The sequence below is a fragment of the Gordonia sp. NPDC003376 genome (assembly GCF_053589235.1).
Map to the genome: position 1 here is coordinate 20,789 of NZ_JBSFRM010000026.1, position 17,418 is coordinate 38,206.

General features: G+C 69.4%; 15 protein-coding genes. 4 read left to right on the top strand and 11 right to left on the bottom strand.

What is annotated here, in order from left to right; genetic code table 11:
- Positions 1–27: 27 nt before the first annotated feature.
- Genes ACWDUA_RS20895 through ACWDUA_RS20905 form a run of 3 tightly spaced genes read right to left on the bottom strand, consistent with a single transcriptional unit; the run spans position 28 to position 2,669 of the window.
- Positions 28–1,029 carry an endonuclease/exonuclease/phosphatase family protein gene (locus ACWDUA_RS20895; protein ID WP_449752925.1) on the bottom strand — a complete coding sequence of 334 codons (1,002 nt, stop codon included), beginning with the start codon at positions 1,027–1,029 and terminating at the stop codon, positions 28–30.
- Positions 1,022–1,948 (bottom strand): mycothiol synthase, encoded by a 927-nt coding sequence (gene mshD, locus ACWDUA_RS20900; protein ID WP_449752926.1) that lies wholly within the window; start codon positions 1,946–1,948, stop codon positions 1,022–1,024. Before mshD ends, ACWDUA_RS20895 begins: the two co-directional genes overlap by 8 nt.
- The gene (locus ACWDUA_RS20905) at positions 1,896–2,669 is read right to left on the bottom strand and encodes a winged helix-turn-helix transcriptional regulator (protein ID WP_449752927.1); all 774 of its coding nucleotides are present in this window, start codon (positions 2,667–2,669) and stop codon (positions 1,896–1,898) included. The genes mshD and ACWDUA_RS20905 overlap by 53 nt, the downstream gene beginning before the upstream one ends.
- A 148-nt stretch (positions 2,670–2,817) precedes the next feature.
- On the opposite strand from ACWDUA_RS20905, the gene ACWDUA_RS20910 reads away from it, so the two are divergent.
- From ACWDUA_RS20910 to ACWDUA_RS20925, 4 genes are all read left to right on the top strand, one after another.
- Positions 2,818–3,822, top strand: a complete 1,005-nt coding sequence (locus tag ACWDUA_RS20910; protein ID WP_449752928.1) for an LmeA family phospholipid-binding protein — start codon at positions 2,818–2,820, stop codon at positions 3,820–3,822.
- Between the two features lie 343 nt (positions 3,823–4,165).
- Positions 4,166–5,005 (top strand): sulfurtransferase, encoded by an 840-nt coding sequence (locus ACWDUA_RS20915; RefSeq protein ID WP_449752929.1) that lies wholly within the window; start codon positions 4,166–4,168, stop codon positions 5,003–5,005.
- A gap of 2 nt (positions 5,006–5,007) precedes the next feature.
- On the top strand, positions 5,008–5,313 hold the full coding sequence (locus tag ACWDUA_RS20920) for a DUF1416 domain-containing protein (protein WP_449752930.1): 306 nt from the start codon (positions 5,008–5,010) through the stop codon (positions 5,311–5,313).
- A gap of 249 nt (positions 5,314–5,562) precedes the next feature.
- Positions 5,563–6,240, top strand: coding sequence for an FABP family protein (locus ACWDUA_RS20925; RefSeq protein ID WP_449752931.1), 678 nt, complete (start codon positions 5,563–5,565; stop codon positions 6,238–6,240).
- Here the strand turns inward: ACWDUA_RS20925 and ACWDUA_RS20930 are convergent.
- From ACWDUA_RS20930 to ACWDUA_RS20965, 8 genes are all read right to left on the bottom strand, one after another.
- Positions 6,237–7,439 carry an ABC transporter ATP-binding protein gene (locus tag ACWDUA_RS20930; protein ID WP_449752932.1) on the bottom strand — a complete coding sequence of 401 codons (1,203 nt, stop codon included), beginning with the start codon at positions 7,437–7,439 and terminating at the stop codon, positions 6,237–6,239. The genes ACWDUA_RS20925 and ACWDUA_RS20930 overlap by 4 nt on opposite strands.
- Positions 7,436–8,899 carry an ABC transporter permease gene (locus ACWDUA_RS20935; RefSeq protein ID WP_449752933.1) on the bottom strand — a complete coding sequence of 488 codons (1,464 nt, stop codon included), beginning with the start codon at positions 8,897–8,899 and terminating at the stop codon, positions 7,436–7,438. The genes ACWDUA_RS20930 and ACWDUA_RS20935 overlap by 4 nt, the downstream gene beginning before the upstream one ends.
- Positions 8,900–8,976: 77 nt before the next feature.
- Positions 8,977–10,011, bottom strand: a complete 1,035-nt coding sequence (locus ACWDUA_RS20940) for an extracellular solute-binding protein (RefSeq protein WP_449752934.1) — start codon at positions 10,009–10,011, stop codon at positions 8,977–8,979.
- 124 nt (positions 10,012–10,135) lie between these two features.
- The gene (locus tag ACWDUA_RS20945; protein WP_449752935.1) at positions 10,136–10,882 is read right to left on the bottom strand and encodes a hypothetical protein; all 747 of its coding nucleotides are present in this window, start codon (positions 10,880–10,882) and stop codon (positions 10,136–10,138) included.
- Between the two features lie 363 nt (positions 10,883–11,245).
- Positions 11,246–13,000, bottom strand: coding sequence for a thiol reductant ABC exporter subunit CydC (gene cydC / locus ACWDUA_RS20950; protein ID WP_449752936.1), 1,755 nt, complete (start codon positions 12,998–13,000; stop codon positions 11,246–11,248).
- Positions 12,990–14,693, bottom strand: coding sequence for a thiol reductant ABC exporter subunit CydD (gene cydD, locus ACWDUA_RS20955; RefSeq protein ID WP_449752937.1), 1,704 nt, complete (start codon positions 14,691–14,693; stop codon positions 12,990–12,992). The genes cydC and cydD overlap by 11 nt, the downstream gene beginning before the upstream one ends.
- 34 nt (positions 14,694–14,727) lie before the next feature.
- Complete coding sequence (cydB, locus tag ACWDUA_RS20960; RefSeq protein WP_449752971.1) at positions 14,728–15,807, bottom strand: cytochrome d ubiquinol oxidase subunit II; 1,080 nt, start codon at positions 15,805–15,807, stop codon at positions 14,728–14,730.
- 10 nt (positions 15,808–15,817) lie between these two features.
- Complete coding sequence (locus tag ACWDUA_RS20965) at positions 15,818–17,386, bottom strand: cytochrome ubiquinol oxidase subunit I (RefSeq protein WP_449752938.1); 1,569 nt, start codon at positions 17,384–17,386, stop codon at positions 15,818–15,820.
- Between the last annotated feature and the right edge of the window lie 32 nt (positions 17,387–17,418).

Sequence of the window (17,418 nt, forward strand, 5' to 3'; positions counted from 1 at the left end):
GCCCCGCGCACGCGCCCACGACGCCGCTCAGGCCGGGCGCACCGTCGCGATCACACCGCGATGATCCGATCCGGGCAGCTCCACGGTCCGGAACGACGTCGGCTGCGGTCCGCCACGGGTGAGGATGTGGTCGATCGCGATCAGCGGCGGCAGCGTCGAATTGGCCGGATAGGTCGGCGCGAATCCCGCTCCGACCCGCTCGGCGGCGTCGATCAGCCCCGGGGTGTCGGAGGTGACGTCGAGCAGGTCGCGGTAGCGGCTGTGATCCCACGTCGAGTTCATGTCCGCGCCGATGATCAGCGGCAGCCGTTCGGCCGCCAAGTGCTCGCCGAGACGGTCGAGTTCGGCATACCAGCGCCACGCCTCCTCCGGCCACGGCGGCAGCGGGTGCAGCGCGAACAGGGCGTGCGTGCCGTGTCCGGGGAGGTCGATCTCGGCCCGGATGTTGCCGAGCCGGTACCCCTCGAGCAGCTCGCCGTCGGTGATCGGGTACCGCGCGAAGACCCCCACCCCACGACCGTCCGGTCCAGGTGAGGTGAACGAATACGGCAGGGTGGCAACGAGTTCGGATGTCTGAATCCGTTCGAGTGCGTCCGGAGTCAGTTCCACCACGGTCAGCACGTCCACCCGGTTGTCGCGAACCGTGTCGGCGAGTGCGGTGGTGTCGGCGCGTCCGAGATAGACATTGGCCTGCATGACGACGAGATCGCCGTCGGCAGAAGAACTCTCACCGATGTAGAGCGGCACCTGGGTGAAGATCCCCACCGCCGACACCAGCACCCCGACCATCCCGAACACCCAACGGCGGGCCAGCAGCAGGATCACGGCCCCCACCGCCCCGACGACGATCAGCACCGGGGTGAAGGCGGCCACCCGGCTCGCGGTGGTGGAGACCCACGACGCGTAGTGCGCGGCCACCGCGAGAATTCCGACGCAGACCCCGGCGATCCCGACAAAGGTTGCCGCCCAACTGATCACCACACGCAGATAGGAGCTCCGCCCCGCCGGCGCGACCACCGGCTCAGCCATAGGCGACGTCGACGGCGTGGCGGGCGAACCCGAGTCGTTCGTAGGTGCGCAGCGCGGCGGTGTTGTCACCCTCGACATAGAGCATGACCTCGTCCACACCGCGGTCGGCAAAGTAGTGCAGGCCCGCCAGGGTCAGCAGCCGACCGAGCCCGCGGCCCTGGGCCGACGGGTCGACACCGACGATGTAGACCTCACCGAGCCCGGGGCCCTGGCGCTTGGTCCAGTGGAAGCCGAGCAGGGTGTCGGGGTCGGCGGCGTCGAACGCCAGGAACAACCCGGCGGGATCGAACCAGTCGGCGGCGGTCCGCTCGGTGATCTGACCGAGGCCCCAACCGCCCTGCTCCGGATGCCAGTCGAAGGCGGAGTTGTTGACCCGCAGGATCTCCGCATCGTCGGCCGGTCCGGCATAGGTGCGCAGCACGACGTCGTCGGCGACGACGAGCGGATCGAGACCCACCGCGCCCCCGGTTCGCCGCAGCTGCAACAGCTCTCGCCGTTTGACCAACCCCAGCGATGCGGCCAGCGCGACCGCGCCGGGCAGGTCGCCGTGCGCCCAGACCCGCGCGTCGTCGCCGAGCCCACGGGCGATGGCGAACGCCGCGGTCAGCAGCGCCCGACCGTGACCGGCCCGGCGTGCCGCGGGATCGACGACCGCCTCGATCATCGGCGGCTCGCCGTCACGACCGGGCAGGACGTTGGCGTATCCGGCCGAGGACAGCACGTGCCGTGCCGTTCCCGCCGGGGCGTCGACGGCGTGCACCGACTGTTCGGACAGCGGCGCCACCCCGTCGGCGGTCGTGGCGGCGTCGACGACGCGGTGGACCCACGCCGCCTGATCCGCGGTGAGTGCGTCGAGCACGGGCACGTCAGTGGGCACTGAACTCCTCGTCGAAGGACTCGTCGTCGGACAGGCCGGCATCGTCGGCCACGTCCTCGGCAGCGGTGTCGCCGGCGTCGGCCCGACCGCCCCGTGAAGCGGGCCGCACGGCCTTGTAGCCGACGTTGCGCACGGTACCGATGAGCGACTCGTGGTCGGCGCCGAGCTTGGCGCGCAGGCGCCGGACGTGCACGTCGACGGTACGGGTACCGCCGAAGAAGTCGTATCCCCAGACCTCCTGCAACAGCTGTGCGCGGGTGAACACCCGACCGGCGTTCTGCGCGAGGTACTTCAGGAGCTCGAACTCCTTGTAGGTCAGGTCCAGCGGACGACCACGCAATCGCGCCGTGTAGGTGCCCTCGTCGATGACCAGCTCACCCAAGGTGACCTTGCCCGACGCTTCCTCGGTGCTGACCCCTCGGGTCCGCACCACCAACAGCCGCAATCGCGCGTCGAGTTCGGCCGGTCCCGTACCGGGCAGCAAGAACTCGTCGAGGCCCCAGTCGGCGTTCACCGCCACGAGGCCGCCCTCGGTCAACACCGCAGCCACCGGAACCGCCGATCCCGTGCTGCCCAGCAGCCGGCACAGCCCGCGAGCCGCGGCGAGATCGGACCGTGCGTCGACGATCGCGACGTCGGCGTTACCGGCCTCCATCAGCGACGACACCTCGGTCGGTGCCACCCGCACCGTATGTGCCAGCAACGACAACGACGGCAACACCGATTCCGGATTGGGGTCTGCGGTCAACAGCAGGAGATCCACGAATCACTCCGATCTTCTACGCTCCGCTTCGATTTTCCACCCCGTCCGATCGCCCTCGACGCTGAGGCGAACGATCAGCCCGCGCCCACTCGACGGATGTTTACGCCGCCTTACCAACGTGTGCGCGATAGATGACAGAATAGCCGCAATGCCGGGACACGCTGTTAACAAGGCTGAGCTGCACGGCCTCGCCGCCGATACCCCCGCCCCGCCGCCGCCCTCGCCTCGCCTGCGCCGCGCCGTTCTCGTCGTGGTGGCCGTCGTGGTGCTGCTGGGCGCCGTCGGGCTGGTCGCCGACACGATCGTCGCGAGTCGCGCCGAACACCGGCTGTCCGAGTCGCTGACCACCTCTGACCTGCCGGATTCCACCGGGCTGCCCTATCACCCCGAGGTCACCCTGGGCGGGTTCCCGTTCCTCACCCACGCCCGCGACGGCGAGTTCCCCGGCGCCACCATCACCGCCCGGGGCGTGCCCGCACCCGGCTGTACCCGCACCGGGCCCGAAGTCCCGGGCTGTTTCGCCGAACTCGGCGCCACGCTCGGCCCGTTCTCCGTCGGTGACGGTTTCGACATCGGCCCCGGATCGGTGATCCGCACCTCATCGGTGCAGGCGTATTCGCTGCTGAACTCGGTCAACCTGGGTCGGTTCCTCGGCATTCTCGACCTGACCGTCGACACCCCGGCCGGTGCCGACCGGGTCGGCGGCGGCGGACCCCAGTTCGGCAACCTCGAGCGGACCTCCGGGGTGGTCCTGGCCGGGACGGTCACGCTGCCGCCGGACGTGGCGCCGGCCCCCGAAGGCCGACCCACCCCGCAGAACGCGCCGTCGGCGTCGGGCTACGGCGGCCCCACCGTGCGGGTCAGCGTCAGTGTGGACCTGTCGGTCGTCGACGGCCGTCTCCACCTGCGGGCCACCGACTTCTACCGCGGTCCCCAGGAGCATCTCGACGTGCCCGATCTCGACACATCCCTGCGCCAGGCGGTCCTCGACCGCTTCACCGCCACCCTCCCGCTGCTGCCGATGCCCTGGGATCTGCCCGCCACCGGCGCCCACAGTGCGGGCAGCGACGTGATGCTCGAGGCGCACGCCGATGCCCGTGACCTGCGGGTCGATCGGTTCGTCACCCCCGCGAGAGTCACCGGCGCGGACTGATCGGCCCGCCGCGCGCGAAAGGCGGCCCCGCACTCCGGGCCATCGCGACCGCTGCTGTAGGCTGGCCTGTATGCAACTGCGCCGTGAGTTCTTGCTCACCCGCCGCCGGGCGATCGACTTCTGTCGTGTCGCCGACTGTTGTTGTCGCTAGACGGTGATCGTGGCGCATTCCTGCCGGCGCGTTCACCGATAGATGCCGGCCGGCGCCAGCGCACCCCCACAGGCCTCCTGTGCCCGACGCGAACGTCTTCCGTCATCTCCCGCCGAGGTCCTCGGCTCCTGATGCCGAGCACCTCATCATCTCGTTCCCACCCCTTGAAAACCCATTCCGGGAGGAAAACCCATGGCACGTTCCGACGTCCTGGTCAGCGCTGATTGGGCTGAGCAGAACCTGCACACCGACAAGGTCGTCTTCGTCGAGGTCGACGAGGACACCAGCGCCTACGACGGCGGCCACATCGAGGGCGCCGTGAAGATCGACTGGAAGACCGATCTGCAGGATTCGGTTCGCCGTGACTTCGTCGACCGCGAGCAGTTCTCCACGCTGCTCTCCGAGCGCGGTATCGCCAATGACGACACCGTCGTCCTGTACGGCGGCAACAACAACTGGTTCGCCGCCTACGCCTACTGGTACTTCAAGCTGTACGGCCACGACGACGTGAAGCTGCTCGACGGCGGCCGCAAGAAGTGGGAGCTCGACGGCCGTCCGCTGTCGACCGAGACCGTCGCCCGCCCTGCCACCGAGTACAAGGCCGCCGACCCAGACAACACCATCCGCGCCTTCCGCGACGAGATCGTCGACGCGATCGGTGCCAAGAACCTGGTCGACGTCCGGTCCCCCGACGAGTTCTCCGGCAAGATCCTGGCCCCGGCCCACCTCCCGCAGGAGCAGAGCCAGCGCGCCGGTCACATCCCGACCGCGATCAACGTGCCGTGGAGCAAGGCGGCCAACGAGGACGGCACCTTCCGCTCCGACGACGAGCTCGCCGAGCTCTACAAGGAGGCCGGTCTGGACGGCGAGAAGGAGACCATCGCCTACTGCCGCATCGGTGAGCGCTCGAGCCACACCTGGTTCGTGCTGCAGGAGCTGCTCGGCCACAAGAATGTCAAGAACTACGACGGCAGCTGGACCGAGTACGGCTCACTCGTCGGCGTTCCGATCGAACTGGGAGAAGGTAAGTAATCATGTGCGCAGCACCCAAGCAGGGGCAGAATCTGCCCGCAGGCGTCGACGTCGAGAAGGAGACCGTCCTGACCGGACAGGTCACCGATTCGGCCGGCAGCCCGGTTGCCGGTGCCTTCGTCCGGCTGCTCGACTCGACCGGTGAGTTCACCGCCGAGGTCGTCGCCAGCCCGACCGGTGATTTCCGCTTCTTCGCCGCCCCCGGCACCTGGACGCTGCGTGCGCTCAGCTCGGTCGGCAACGGTGACACCACCGTGAGCCCCGAGGGCCCGGGCGTGTACACCCAGGACATCACCGTCGCCAAGTAGGGCGTCACCGAAGGTCCCCCAGGGCCCTGATCACCATCCGGTGGTCGGGGCCCTGCGGCGTTCACCGTGCCCCCTGACAGCTTCCGGGAGTGGCGCACCGACAAACGGGTGGCCGTGGTGAGCGCCGACGGAGGAGGGCGGTAAACTGTCCGACGTGGTCATCTTCTTCGAGGTTCTGCTCGCACTGGCGTCGGTCCTGATCATCTGGTTCGCGCTCTACGTCCTCTACCGCCTGGTCACCGACGAATCGTGACCCTTCCCCCCGAAGGGACTCGGCCCGATCCGGACGACGCCACCTCGGCGCCGCGGCGGTCGGGTGACGAGGCGATCGGTCAGGCCGAGGCGCGGGCCGTCGAATCCGGCAGCCGCGAACGCAACCTGCCGACCTGGGACGACATCCCGCTCCCCCCGGACACCGCCAACCTGCGCCTGGGTGCCGACCTGCATCCGGGTCTGCTCGCCCTGCTGCCGATGGTCGGTGTGTGGCGTGGCGAGGGCGAGGCCAACGCTCCCGAAACCAGTGAGGACTATCACTTCGCCCAGCAGATCGTGGTCAGCCACGACGGTCAGAACTTCCTCAACTGGGAGGCGCGGTCGTGGGTGATCGACGAGGACGCCAACTATGTGCGCCCCGACCTGCGCGAGACCGGGTACTGGCGGGTCGGTGAGGACGACACCATCGAACTGCTGCTGGCACACGCCGAGGGTTCGGTGGAACTGTTCTACGGCACACCGCTCAACCAGACCGCGTGGGAACTCGCCACCGACGTCGTGATCAAATCCGAATCGGGCTTCCGCACCGGCGGCGCCAAGCGTCTCTACGGTCTGGTCGAGGACGGCGACCTCGCCTACGTCGAAGAGCGCGTCGACCCCGACGGCGACCTCACCCCCCGGCTGTCGGCCAAACTGCGCCGGCACGTCGGCTAGACCAGCTCACCCGGCCGGTCGTCGGCGACGAAATGCAGGGGGCGGCGCACCTCCAGGACGATGTCGTCCCCGGGTCGCACCGGTTCCAGCGCCTCGGCGAGTACGGTCCCGCCGCCCTGTGTCGCGGTTCCCGACATCCCGGCGACCCGTGCGATGACCCCTGCGAACTGCGCGGTGCTGCCGGCGATCTGTGCGATGACCACCGTCCGATCTCCGGCGTACTCGGTGCCGGTCACCACCGCTGCCACCGTGTCGGCGCGCGAGTCCGTCTCACGTGCGGGCCTGCAGCCCACGTCGGCGGCACGGATCAGCAGCCGTCCCCGTCCGTCACCGCGGGTCGCGAGGTCCACCTCACCGAGCGCGCACCGCGCGCGGTTCGTGTCGGCGACCGCATCCATCACCGCGAGCGGTCCGAACAGGGCGGCCACCTCCGCATCGCGCGGTGACGCGTAGACCTCCTGCGGGGTCCCGATCTGGCGGATCCGTCCGTCGATCAGCACCAGCACCTGATCGGCCATCGCGAGGGCCTCCTCTCGGTCATGGGTCACGAGCAGTCCGGTACCTCCGTCGTCGAGGATCATCCGCCGTACCTCGGTGCGCAGACTCGCCCGCAGCGACGCATCGAGTGCCGAGAACGGCTCGTCGAGGCAGGTGAGCGCCGGTCGTGGGGCGAGCGCGCGGGCCAGCGCGACACGCTGTCGTTGCCCGCCGGACAATGCGGCGGGTCGTCGGTCGGCCAGGTCGCCCATCCCGATCAGGTCGAGCAGTTCGGCCACCCGCGCGCCGCGATCCGCCCGTGGCACACCGAATCCGACGTTGCGCGCCACCGACAGATGCGCGAACAGGGAGCCGTCCTGCGGCACCAGCCCGATCGAGCGTCGTTCGGGTGGCACCCAGGTGCGTGCGGCGGCGACGGTGCGCAGCCGGCCACCGGCACCCCTGCCTGCACCGGCCACCTCGACGGTCCCCCGGCGGATCGGTTCCAGTCCGGCGACCGCCCGCAGCAGGGTCGACTTGCCGCAGCCGGACGGGCCCACCACCACGGTGATCGTCGAGCGTGGCACCGCGAAGCAGATGTCACCGATCACGTCGGTGGTGCGGGAGGCGCCGGTCCGGTATCCGACGGCCAGGTCGGCGACGCGCAGGACGAGATCCTCGGCCGATCCTGCGGTGACGGCTGCGGTCGTGGCTTCGGTCATGGCTCTCCTCGGGGCAGGAATCGGGTCGAGAGCACCACCGTGGGCACCGACGACACCGCGATGAGCACCAGGCCGAGGACTGCGGCCTGGCCGTGATGCAGTTCGTTGACGGCGCTCCACATGTCGGTGGCCAGGGTGCGGGTGCCGATCGGGGCCAGCATCAGCGTGGCGGGCAGTTCCTTGGCGATCGACAGGGCGGCCAGGCCCGCCCCGGCCAGCAGCGCCGGTGCGGTGGCGGGCAGCGTCACCCGCAGCAGGGTGCCGACGGCGCCGACCCCGAGAGTGCGCGATGCCCCCTCGACGCCTCCCGGCAACGCGTCGAGTTCACTGCGCAGCGGTCCCAGGCACAGTGGCAGGAACAGGATCAGATAGGCGACGACGAGCAGGGTGGTGGTGAGGTAGAGCCCCGGGACCGCCCGCACCCCGAAGAACACCAGCGCCACCGCCACGGTGATCCCGGGCAGGGCGAAGCCCAGATACACGATCACCTCGACGAGGTGCGCGGTGCGGCTGCACGGACGCCGCAGGAACAGTGCCACCCCCACCGCGATCACCACGATCACCGCGGCGGCCACGACGGCGAGCCGAAAAGTGTTGATCGCCAACGGCCCTACCCACTCGAGGACGGTGCGGCCGTCGGGTGTCGCCCGCCGCGAGGTGGCGATCTCGCGGATCAACGCCACCACCGGGACCAGCACACCGATCCCGGCGACGCCGGCCATCACAAACCAGGCGAGAATCGAATCATGCTGCACCACAGCGCGATCCACGGTGATCACCGCAGACCGGGCGGGCCGGATCAGTCGCTCGAGCAGGGCGAGGCCGACGGCCATCGCCGCCAGCAGGCAGGCGTACACCGCGGCCAGGGACCGGTCGACGGAACCGTTGTACGCGTTGTGGATTCCCACGGTGAACACGTCATATCGGACGACCGCCGGACCACCGAAGTCGCTGATCGCATACAGCGCCACCAGCAGCGCCCCACCGAGGACCGCCGGGGCGATCCGAGGCCCGGTGGTGCGCAGGAAGGCCACCACGGGCGTGCAGCCGAGGGTGCGGGCCACGTCCTCGGCCGAACGCCCCGTCCCGGACAGCGCCGCAACGGCCGGGAGCATGACCAGCGGATAGCAGGTCATGGTGAGGATCAGCACGGCGGCACCGAACCCCTCGAACCCGGGAATCAGCCGGCCCCAGGCGAATCCGGCGATGTAGGAGGGGATCGCGAGCGGGGCGGCCAGCATCGCGACCCAGATCGGTCGGCCCCGGGCGACACCGCGGCTCACCCCCACCGCCAGGCCCACCCCGATCAGCACCGACAGCACCGTCACGGTGAGCGCCAGCCGGGCCGTGTCGGTGACCAGATCGAGGGTCCGCGTCCGGAACACCGCGGCCCGCACGGTGTCACCTCCGGCACCGCCCGCGCGGATCACCAGGTACACCACGACGAGCGTCACCAGCATCGCCACGGCGATACCGGTGACGCCCGCGAGGACTCGGATACCCCGGTCGGCACGCGACCCCGACGAGACCGAGTGCCTCAGACCGCACCCACCTCGGTGAGCATCCGTTCGGTCCCCGCGACATCGGCGAGGTCGTCGAGATCGACGGTCGGCGGATGCAGATCGGTGAGCAGCGGCGGGATGCCGGCCACCGGGATCGGGATGTCACCGGTGATCGCATACTCGCCGACCTCGGTGGTGAAGTACTTCTGGTTGTCGGCGGTGAACATCGCCCGGACGAAGTCGACGGCCTGCTCCTTGTTCGGCGAACTCTTGAGCACCGCGATGCCGGCGACGTTGACCAACGCTCCGGGGTCGCCGTCGGCGAAGAAGTGCAGGCGCGAGGCCACCGCGTCGATCCCCTTCTCCGCCACCTCCTGCACCCAGTAGTAGTGGTTGGTCAGTCCGGTCGCGATGGTGCCGTCGTCGACCGCCTTGACCAGCGGCCCGTTGCCGTCGAATGCCTTGGGCTCGTTGGCCATGAAGCGGGTCAGCCAGTCGCGTGCGGCGTCGTCCCCGCGGATCAGGCGCAGTCCGGTGACGAAGGACTTGAACGACGGGTTGGTCGGCGCATAGCCCACCTGGCCGCGGAAGCGTGGATCGAGCAGACCGTCGATCCCGGCGGGCAGGTCGGCGGCCGGCACCCTCGACGGGTTGTAGAGCAGCACGCGCGACCGTGCCGACGTGGCCGCCCAGCCACCCGACTCCGACCGATAGGTCGCCGGAACCCGGTCGACGATGTCGGCCGGCAGCGGCTCGAGCAGCCCGGCCATCGCGAGGACGCCCAGTTCGCCGGCGTCCTGCGCGAAGAACAGGTCGGCCGGGGAGTGCTCACCCTCCTCGAGGATCTGTGCGGCCTTCTTGTCGTAGGCGGGGGTGACGGTCACGCCGAGGTCGATACCCTCGACAAGCGGCCCCACCAGGGACTCCGAACGGCCCGAGTACAGCGTCAGCGAGCCGTCATCATCGTTCGTCCCGCTGCCCTCGTCCGACCCGCCGCTGCAGGCGACGGTGCCCACCAGGACCACCGCCAGCACTGCGGCCACCAGGCCCGCGCGTCTGGTTCGCTTCATCGAATCCCACTCCCATCGGTCAATTCGGACATCGCGATGAGAGTAGAGAGAAGCCTTGCCTCACACGAGGTCCCGGCTCTCAGGAAGTTTCAGCGTTCTCACAGGCTCGCGGTGAAGCAGCAGGTCAGGCGGACATCTGCACCACGTCGACGACGACCGGCCGACGGTGGTGACGGGCCACCTGCACATAGTGCAGACCCGGACCGGGTGGGATCGGGATGCATTCGCCGGGGCGGGCGACGACCAGATCGAATGCGCCGCCGATCGCGGTCATCAGCACCGCGATGCGGGCGCTTCCGTCGTTGTGGACCACCACCGTCCCCCCGAGGTCCGTGTAGTGCACGCCGACCTCCGCCGGGCGCGGGGTTCGGTCGCCACGCCCGGGCCGCGGTGCGGTGCCGGGGGTCCAGAACTCGTCTGACCCCGGCATCGTCGACCAGTCGACGTCCTGCGGTCGGGGCGGGTGCACGAGCACGATGGGGACCTCACGCGTGTGGTTCGGGCGGGTGCGGATCGGGTCGTCGACGATCTGACCGACCAGCACCGGCCGACCGTCCCGTCGTTCGCCCTGCAGGATGTGGAACTCGCTGTCGGGCAAGGCCGCCGACGCCCCGCTCGGCAGCGGTGTGAACCTGGTGTCGGTGGTGCCGGTGAATCCCGGCAGGGACAGCACCGCCAGGTCGCTGCCCCCGCGGTTGTGCAGGGTCAGATGTGAGTCGGCCCGCCCCGGGGTACACGTGTAGGTCAGTCCGCCGGCCTGCCCGGTGAGCCAGGTGGCCGCACCGTCCTCGGTCCACTCCGGGTCGCCCGGGGTGAGAAAGCGGTCGGCGACGCGTCGAGGTGCGCCGATCTCGGTGGTGATCACGGTCATCGCAGTACTCCTCGCTCCGGATGCCGGACCCGAACTGCTCCTCCGGCTCCTCCAGTTCACCGCGGGTGGGCGGGCCGGACACGAGTAGTGCACTACCTGAACAACGCGAGACGGCCCCCGCACCGCCCGGGGCATCGGGCGTGTCGACCGGACTGGGTCGGGTGCGGGGGCCGGGTGACCACCTGGTATTCGCGGTGCAGAGACCTCCTGAGCGGATATCAGATGGCACTCCGCGTCAGCGGATGGTCACCTCACATGTCCCTGAGCAATTCAACTCGGACCACCTCCTTCCTCGTGTACTCCCGAAGTTACGCCCGATACTCGCGGTGCGGCAACAGGTTTTCCACGAGCCGTCCCCGTGGCTCATCCGACGGGGGCCGGCACCAGCCGGATCACGTCGGCGGCGGTGTCATCGGGCAGCTGATGGGTGACCACGACGACAATGCGGTCGGGGCCGACCAGTCCGTCCGACGGGTCGAGCAGGCGGTGCATCAGGCGCCGGGCATCGGTGGTGTCGAGATGCTCGGTCGGTTCGTCGAGCAGGACCACCGGTGCACGGTGGATCAGGGCGCGCGCCAACAACAGTCGCCGACGCTGGCCGCCGCTGAGCGCCTCGGCCCCGCCGACGAGATCGGTGTCGAGACCGTCGGGCAGCCGCGCCACCCAGTCGGCGAGGCCGACCTCGGCGAGCGCGGCAGCGATCTCGGCGTCGGTGACATCGCCGCGGGCGACCCGCAGGTTCTCCCGCACCGACGTCGAGAAGATGTGGGCCTCCTCTGCGAAATAGCATGTGGCCGAACGGAGTTCGACCGGATTCCCGAACGGCGTGCTGGTCGCGGTGGCCGTCACGGTGCCCGAGCACGGGCTGAGGAGCCCGGACAAGGTGAGCATCAGCGTCGACTTCCCCACCCCGCTGGGACCGACGACGGCCAGCCGGGAGCCCGGTGGCAGGGTGCGGGTCAGGCCGTCGGCGGGGCCGAGGACCTGATCGGCCGACCAGCCCCAGCGCACACCCCGCACGTCGAGGGTGACCGGTCCGGGATGGACTTCGACGTCGTCGATCTGCGCGACGCCGTCCGGGTCGCTCGGCGCACCGGCGTGGGCCCGCCGGTGCGCACCGTCGACCAGCGCCATCACCCGCGCCGCCGCCTGCCGGCTGCGCTCGAGCTGGATACCGGCCTCGGTGAGCGGTGCGGTCGATTCGAACGCCGACAGCGGCAGCAGGATCAGCACACCGAGCAGCATGGGGGTGAGCTGTCCGGTCACCGACGAGACGTCGGCCAGCGATCCGGTGACCTCGCCGGCCAGACCGATGCCGATCAGGCAGGCGGCCAGCAGCGAGACGCCGAGCGAGGTCGGGATGGCGGCGGTCGCCGCGGCCTCGATCCGACGGCCACGGTCGGTGGCGACGATCGCGTCGGCATCGGCACGGCGGGCGGCGTCGAGCACGGTCGCGCGGCGTCGGGCCACGACGAGTTCGGATGCGTGCCACAGCGCGGTGGTGGTGGCATCGGCGGAACGGTGCACGGCCTGCGCGCCGTCGGCCAGGGTTCGGGCCGATCCGCGGGCCGCCAGCCACGGTGCGATGACCCCGGACACGATCAGTGCCACCGCCAGGACCACTGCGGCCCAGCCGGATACGAGGGCCATGATCGCGACGGCCGCCGCGGAGGTGGTCAGGCCGACGCCGATCGGGATCATCGCGCGGATCAGGGCATTGCCGATCTCGTCGATGTCGTCGCCGGTGCGGGTCAGCAACTCACCGCGCCGCAGGGTCACCGAGTACGCGGGAGAACCGGACGCGAGCGCCAGGTAGATGCGCTCGCGGGCGGTGGCCATCGCGCCGAGCGCCAGATCGTGGGTGGCGAGGCGTTCGAGATAGCGGAACAGGCCGCGTGAGATGCCCAGTGCGCGCACTGCGGTGATGGCCACCGACAGATACAGGACCGGCGGCATCTGCCAGGCACGCGTGATCAACCAGGCCGACAGCGCGGCCAGGCCGAGCGCCGACAGCGCGCCGGCCACACCCAGGACCAGCGGCATCACGACCGCCCGGGCCCGCAGGCCCAGCAGTCCCAGGGCACGGATCAGCGGATCGGAACGCAGTTCAGCCCACATGGACGACCTCCGGGAACTCGATCACCTCGTGGGCGACGCCGCGTGCCACCGCGCGGTGGGCGACGACGATGACGGTGTCACCGGCGCGCGCCCGGGCCGCCAGGGCCTCGAGTACGGTCCGCTCGGCGGCCGCGTCGAGGTGGGCGGTCGGTTCGTCGAGCAACAGCAGCGGCGCGGGAGCGGCCAGCACGCGGGTGAGCGCCAGGCGTTGCCGCTGGCCGGCCGACAGTCCCACTCCCCCGGAGCCGAGTACGGTGTCGGGGCCGTCGGGCAGGGCGGCGAGCACCTCGTCGAATCCGGTCGTGGCGCAGGCCCGTCGCAGTCCCTCCGGATCGAGTGCACCGAACAGCGCGAGGTTGTCGGCGACGGTCCCGGGAACCACCACCGGGTGTTGCGGGAGCCAGGCGATCTGCTCGTGATAAGCGCCGGGTTCGAGCTCGGCCACCGAGATCGAGCCGACGAGCACCGACCCCTCCTCGGGGGCCAGCAGACCGAGGATCGCGGCGATCGCGGTGGACTTGCCGGAACCGTTCGGTCCGGCGAACACCGTCAGCGCACCGGGAAGCAGCGTCGCCGACAGTTCGTGCGGGGCCCAGCCGTCACGGCCGTGCACCCCGACGTCGAGCAGCCGGATAGGTTGTCCGGCAACGGTGCAGGTGCGGATGCGGGCGTGCGGCGCGTGGCCGTCGTCGGACTCGATGAGATCGAGCACCTCGCGGGATGCGGCGACGCCGTCGGCGGAGTTGTGGAACTGGGCGCCCACCTCACGCAGCGGCTGATACGCCTCCGGCGCCAGGATCAGTGCGAGAACGCCTGCGTACAGACTCATCTCGCCGCCCACCAGGCGCAGGCCGATCGCCACCGCGACGAGTGCCACGCACAGGGTCGACAGGAGTTCGAGCACACCACCGGACAGGAACGCCACGCGGAGCGCCGACATCGTCGAACGCTGATGTGCGAGTCCGAGTTCGGCCACCTGGGCCGCCGGGGCGCGGGCCCGGTTGAGCGCACGCAGGGTGGGCAGACCGGCGACCAGGTCGAGGAGTTGGCCGGTGAGCCGGCTCATCGTGGCCAGCTTGCGTTCGGTGCGATCGCGGGTCATCACCCCGATCAGCACCATGAACAGCGGGATGAGCGGGAGAGTGATCAGGATGATCACCGCCGACAGCCAGTCGGTCAGCGCGATCACCGTCACGACGGTCGGCGTCACCAGCACCGTGACGATCAGCGCCGGCACGTACCCGGACAGGTACGGGCCGAGCGCGTCCAGTCCGCGCAGCAGCGTGGTGGTGGCATGGTCGCGGCGCCGCAACAACTCTCGCGGCGACGTCTGGTCGGGATCGGTGAGACCCTCGAGCGCCCGCCCCCGCAGTTCGGTGATCGCCTGCGCCGACGACCGGTGTGCATACCGGTCGTGGGCATACGAGGCGCCGACGCGGATGGCGAGGGCCGCCACCAGAATCCCCAGATGCCAGGCCTGGGCACCGAGGCTGCGACGGCCCGGATCGGTGATCAGCTCGGACAGGATCGACGCGGTCATCGCCGCGGTGACGATCACCGCAACCACGGTGACCGTGGCGAACAGCGCCGTCACCACCACATAGTGACGAGTGGTCCGGGAGTACCTCAGCAGTCGCGGGTCCAGCGGCGGCGCCGCGCGTCGGGCGCCGCCGCCGGCCGCTTCGGTCACCACCGGTGAGCGAGTGGTGATCGCTGGTGGCACATGCCTACTCCCCCACACGCAGGGACGGCAGGCCGGCCGGCTTGGGGATCTGCTCGATGCTGATCCGCTTGCGGAACACCCAGTACGTCCACCCCTGGTAGCAGATCACCACCGGGGTGATGATCAGCGCGGCCCAGGTCATCACGGTGAGGGTGTAATTGCTCGACGCGGTGTTGTCGATGGTGAGGTTCCAGGCCGAATTCGTCGTCGACGGAAGGACATTCGGGAACAGCACCGAGAACAGGGTGGCCACGGTGCCGGCGATCGCGATACATGTCGCGGCGAAGGCGATGCCCTCCCGCTGCACCTGGGTGGCGGCCACCATCACGACCGCGGCGACCGCGGCGATCAGCACCGGAATCCAGGTCCAGCCGTTGCCGTAGGCGAACTGTGTCCACAGCAAGAACGCCGCCGCGACCACGAGGGTCGGGATCGCGAGGAGCTTCGCGTACTTCATCGCGTCCTGCTGCAGCACACCACTGGTCTTGAGGCCCAGGAAGATCGCGCCGTGGGTGAGGAACACCAGCAGCGTGGTGAGCCCACCGAGGAGCGCGTACGGGTTGAGCAGGTTGAAGAACCCGGCGGTGTACTGGTGGTCGGCGTCGATCGGCAGACCACGGACCACGTTGGCGAAGGCCACGCCCCACAGGATCGCGGGAATCCATGAGCCGAGCCCGATTCCGACGTCACACCACTGACGCCACCTGGGATCGTTGACCTTTCCGCGCCATTCGATGGCGACGACCCGGGTGATCAGGCCGATCAGGATCAGGAACAACGGCAGGTAGAACGCGGTGAACATGGTGGCGTACCAGCCACCGAACGCGGCGAACAACGCACCGCCTGCGGTGAGCAGCCACACCTCGTTGCCGTCCCAGACCGGACCGATCGTGTTGAGCAGCACTCGTCGTCGTTTGTCGGGGTCGGCGACCTCGTCGGAGGCGGCGACCCGGTCGTCGCCTCCGGTGTGGGTCCGACCCAGGAACGGCATGAGCATGCCGACCCCGAAGTCGAAGCCCTCGAGCACGAAGTAGCCGATGAACAGGACGGCGACGAGGATGAACCAGAAGTTAGCCAGCATCAGTCGTCACTCCTCAGTATGCGAACGAGAGTTGTTTGGGCTCATCGGCATCGGAGTCGTCGTCGGACCTGATCTCCGGAGCGATGTGGTCATGGGCGGCCGGTCCCTCCAGCGCATAGCGGCGTTGCAGCATGAACCACACGACGCCGAGCGCACCGTAGAGGATGGTGAAGCCGATCATCGTCACCCACAGCACCGGTGGCGTGTGGTTGGAGACGCCGTCCTGCACCATCATGCTGATCTGGCGTGGATCGAGGTTGTCCTGGAAGTTCGGGGCGACGACCCACGGCTGGCGACCCATCTCGGTGAAGATCCAGCCGGATGCGTTGGCCAGGAACGGGGTCGGGATCATCCACAAAGCGAGGATGCCGAACCGTCTGGACTCCACCACCCGCTTCTTCCGGGTGAGCCACAGGCCACCCAGGGCGACGACCACCGAGCCCAGCGCCCAGGTGATCATGGCGCGGAATCCCCAGTAGGTGACGAACAGGTTGGGTGCGAAGTTCTGGCCCGGCATGTCGAAGTACTCCTGGTACTGCGCCTGGAGTTCGTTGACGCCCTGCAGGTCCGCGTCGAACCGGTGGGTGGCCAGGAACGACAGCATGTTCGGTATCTCGATGACGTGATCGATGTTGTCGCAGTTGTTCTGCCGGCCGATCGACAGGACCGAGAAACCGGCACCGGTCTCGCTGGTGCACAGCGACTCCGCCGAGGCCATCTTCATCGGCTGCTGCTTGAACATGATCTGGGCCTGGAAGTCACCGGTGATGAACAGTGCGACCCCGGCGACGATGGTGACCCACAAGGCCAACCGGGTGACCGGTCGCCACAGTTGGTGCGCGTCGCGTTCGAGGTCGTCGGCGGTGGCGTCGACCTGGCTGGGCGCGGTGGTCGGCGGCAGATCCGGGATCTCACCGGTCTCGGCGGCAGCACGCAGCTTCTTGGCGCGCCACATGTTCCGCGACATCCACCAGATTCCGATCGCCGCGACGAAGGTGGCCGCGGTCAGCCACGCACCGGCGAGGACGTGCGGGAACGCGGCGAGGGTCGTGTTGTTGGTGATCACAGCCCAGAAGTCGTTCATCGCCGGACGATTGCGGGTCTCGTCCCAGGCCACGCCCACCGGGTGCTGCATCCACGAGTTGGCCGCGATGATGAAGTACGCCGAGGCGGTGACACCGATCGCGGCCAGCCAGATGGTGGCCAGGTGCACCTTGCGGGGCAATCGATCCCAGCCGAAGATCCAGAGGCCGAGGAAGGTCGACTCGAGGAAGAAGGCCACCAGGCCCTCGAGTGCCAGCGGCGCCCCGAACACGTCGGCGACGAAGCGGCTGTACTCGCTCCAGTTCATGCCGAACTGGAACTCCTGCACGATGCCGGTCGCGACACCGAGCGCGAAGTTGATCAGGAAGAGCTTCCCGAAGAACTTGGTCGCGCGCAGCCACTGCTCGTTGCCGGTCTTGTGCCAGACGGTCTGCATGATCGCGACCAGGGGCGCGAGCCCGATGGTCAGCGGCACGAAGAGGAAGTGATAGACGGTGGTGATGCCGAATTGCCACCGGGACAGATCCAGAGCGTTCAAATTCGCCTCAAATCGCTTGGCCGCGCCTCGGG

What these genes read in the sequence shown, in the direction of transcription:
- ACWDUA_RS20910 (WP_449752928.1), top strand. Translation starts at nt 2,818, where the DNA reads ATGCCGGGACACGCTGTTAACAAGGCTGAGCTGCACGGCCTCGCCGCC.
- mshD (WP_449752926.1), bottom strand. Translation starts at nt 1,948, where the DNA reads ATGCCGGCCTGTCCGACGACGAGTCCTTCGACGAGGAGTTCAGTGCCC.
- ACWDUA_RS20915 (WP_449752929.1), top strand. Translation starts at nt 4,166, where the DNA reads ATGGCACGTTCCGACGTCCTGGTCAGCGCTGATTGGGCTGAGCAGAAC.
- ACWDUA_RS20935 (WP_449752933.1), bottom strand. Translation starts at nt 8,899, where the DNA reads ATGCTGGTGACGCTCGTCGTGGTGTACCTGGTGATCCGCGCGGGCGGT.
- cydC (WP_449752936.1), bottom strand. Translation starts at nt 13,000, where the DNA reads ATGTGGGCTGAACTGCGTTCCGATCCGCTGATCCGTGCCCTGGGACTG.
- ACWDUA_RS20940 (WP_449752934.1), bottom strand. Translation starts at nt 10,011, where the DNA reads ATGAAGCGAACCAGACGCGCGGGCCTGGTGGCCGCAGTGCTGGCGGTG.
- ACWDUA_RS20895 (WP_449752925.1), bottom strand. Translation starts at nt 1,029, where the DNA reads ATGGCTGAGCCGGTGGTCGCGCCGGCGGGGCGGAGCTCCTATCTGCGT.
- ACWDUA_RS20930 (WP_449752932.1), bottom strand. Translation starts at nt 7,439, where the DNA reads ATGACCGAAGCCACGACCGCAGCCGTCACCGCAGGATCGGCCGAGGAT.
- ACWDUA_RS20945 (WP_449752935.1), bottom strand. Translation starts at nt 10,882, where the DNA reads ATGACCGTGATCACCACCGAGATCGGCGCACCTCGACGCGTCGCCGAC.
- ACWDUA_RS20920 (WP_449752930.1), top strand. Translation starts at nt 5,008, where the DNA reads ATGTGCGCAGCACCCAAGCAGGGGCAGAATCTGCCCGCAGGCGTCGAC.